Raw genomic sequence first — 2,520 nt, forward strand, 5'->3', positions numbered from 1 at the left:
GTGCGCCGCTTCGGTGCTAACTGGATAGTCGAACAAACGACAGGAGGTTGAGAATAGACCTCTTAGGACGCCCAACTTACCTAGCGGGGAAACCCAAAGGGAAAAGTAGCATGTTGGGAAAGCGGATAAATGAGAAGGTATGTATCATGATGCGCCGCAAGTCCTGTACGCATGGTGAAACCTGAACTGGCTGAACTCTAGTTTCCAACGGTGAAACTGCGCACCCATCGCAGCATACCTGAAGCGATGACACTGTACACATGCCTCTGCTCGACGGGCATGGAAATTCTCTACAGTGAGTACCCGAAAATGAACGGGGCAAGGAAACGAACGGAGCACCTACACGTACTCAACGTCCGGTGAGCGCAAATGCGGGATCGCCTACAAGAGGAGACTCTCATGGCGACGGAACCCCCGTAGTAGGGAATATTGACTAGTCAATACAAACGAAGGGGCAGTCCTCGAAGGAGGACAAGAGCTTGCCCAATCGGGAGCAAGCAGGGTAGGTATGAGTGAGTTACAGATAGGAAAGTACGTGAGATGCGGAACGCTGAAACTATCTTAGGACTCATCCGTGAACGCGGCAAAAAGGGGCTGCCGTTGGAGCGAGTCTACAAATTACTGTTCAACAAAGACCTCTATCTCATGGCCTATGGGAAAATCTACCCAAACAAAGGCGCAATGACGCACGGAGTAACGGACGAAACGCCCGATGGCATGTCGCTAGAAAAGATTGATGCAATCATAGAAGCTCTGCGATATGAACACTATCAATGGCTTCCAGCGAGGCGGGTGTACATCCCGAAGAAAAACGGGAAGAAACGCCCACTAGGAATGCCAGTATGGTCAAACAAACTGGTGCAAGAAGTATTACGCCTCATCCTAGAAGCGTATTACGAACCTAAGTTTAGCGAACACTCACACGGGTTTCGTGCCGAACGCGGGTGTCATACTGCACTTAGAGAAATTCACCACACCTGGAAAGGAACCACCTGGTTCATAGAGGGAGATATCTCGCAATGTTTTAATAAATTGAGTCACGAACTCATCATCCAAAAACTGGAGGAGGACTTTCATGACGGTAGATTTATCAAATTGATGCAAGAATTGCTCGACGCAGGATACATGGAAGAGTGGACATTCAATGCTGAAACGAGTGGCGTGCCACAAGGCGGTATTGTAAGCCCAATACTCGCCAATATCCTGTTAGACAAGCTGGACACGTTTGCAGAAGAAACACTCATCCCAAAGTACAGCAAAGGAAACCGAAAAAGAGCCAACCAGGAATATCACTCCTTGATAGTGCAAGCTAGCAAGGAGAGGGAACAAGGGAACAGGGGAGAAGCAGAGAACTTGAAAAGACAAGCGCAAAAACTTCCATCCATAGACCCCAAAGACCCTCAATATCGGCGACTCAGATACGTTCGGTACGCAGATGACTTTCTGTTAGGCTTTGTCGGTCCTCGAAAGGAAGCCGAAGAAATCAAGCAAGAGCTACAAGCGTTCCTCCAAAGAAAACTCACATTAGAGCTATCAGAAGAAAAGACGCTCATAACCCATGCGAGAACGGAAGCGGCGAAATTCCTTGGCTATGAGGTCATGATAATCCAAGACGACAGCAAGCGACCTATCCACGAAAAAGGGATGAACCGCAGAAGTCACAATGGACACATAGGACTCAGAGTACCAGGAAAAATCGTCGAGGAGAACTGCCAAAACCACATGCGAGATGGTAAAGCTCTACATCGGCCCGAACTGCTCTACCTGAGCGATTATGCTATCGTGATGGTCTATCAATCGAGATACCGAGGCATAGCTAACTACTATCAATTGGCCTACAACATGCACTCTCTTGGGAAACTCAAGAGATGCATGGAAATCTCACTACTAAAAACGCTAGCAGCGAAACACAAGCTGTCGGTGAAGAAAGTCGCTGAGAAATACAAGGCAACCATCAAGGTACGAGACAAAGAGTACAAAGTACTCCAAGTTACATTACCGCGCGAAGGAAAAGAACCGCTTGTGGCAACGTGGGGCGCAATACCACTGGTATGGGATATCAACGCGACCCTAAACGAGCAACCGCCGAAACTCTATACAGGACACCGAACAGAGCTGGTACAACGGCTCCTCGCAGACATGTGTGAACTCTGTGGTCACACAGAGGATGTAGAGGTGCATCATATACGAGCAATGAAAGACCTGCATGAGTACCCAGGCCGAGAAAAACCGCTCTGGGTACAAAGAATGATAGCGATGAGACGGAAAACTATGCCCGTCTGCCGAAAATGTCATGAGGACATCCACGCAGGACGCCCTCTGAGACACCAACCGATTGCGCTTACGGAAGTCAAAGCCAAACAAAAGGCAAAGACTCAAATACTAGAGAGCCGTGTGCATTGAAAGGTGCATGCACGGTTCGGTGGGGGGTAGTCAGAACAGGGCTGGGCCATGAAACCACTTGAAATATTAAGCAGGTCAGAAGCATACCAACAGCACCTCGCTGGCTACCTACCCAAC

At 48.8% G+C, this 2,520-nt stretch carries 1 protein-coding gene; it reads left to right on the forward strand.

All coding sequences use genetic code 11. From position 1 onward, the window contains the following. Nucleotides 1-540 precede the first annotated feature (540 nt). On the forward strand, nt 541-2,403 hold the full coding sequence (locus IVW53_15735; GenBank protein ID MBF6607014.1) for a hypothetical protein: 1,863 nt from the start codon (nt 541-543) through the stop codon (nt 2,401-2,403). The last annotated feature ends 117 nt before the right edge of the window (nt 2,404-2,520 follow it).

The organism is Chloroflexota bacterium, from assembly GCA_015478725.1.
Taxonomy (GTDB): Bacteria; Chloroflexota; Limnocylindria; order Limnocylindrales; family CSP1-4; genus C-114.

What these genes read in the sequence shown, in the direction of transcription:
- IVW53_15735 (MBF6607014.1), top strand. Translation starts at nt 541, where the DNA reads ATGCGGAACGCTGAAACTATCTTAGGACTCATCCGTGAACGCGGCAAA.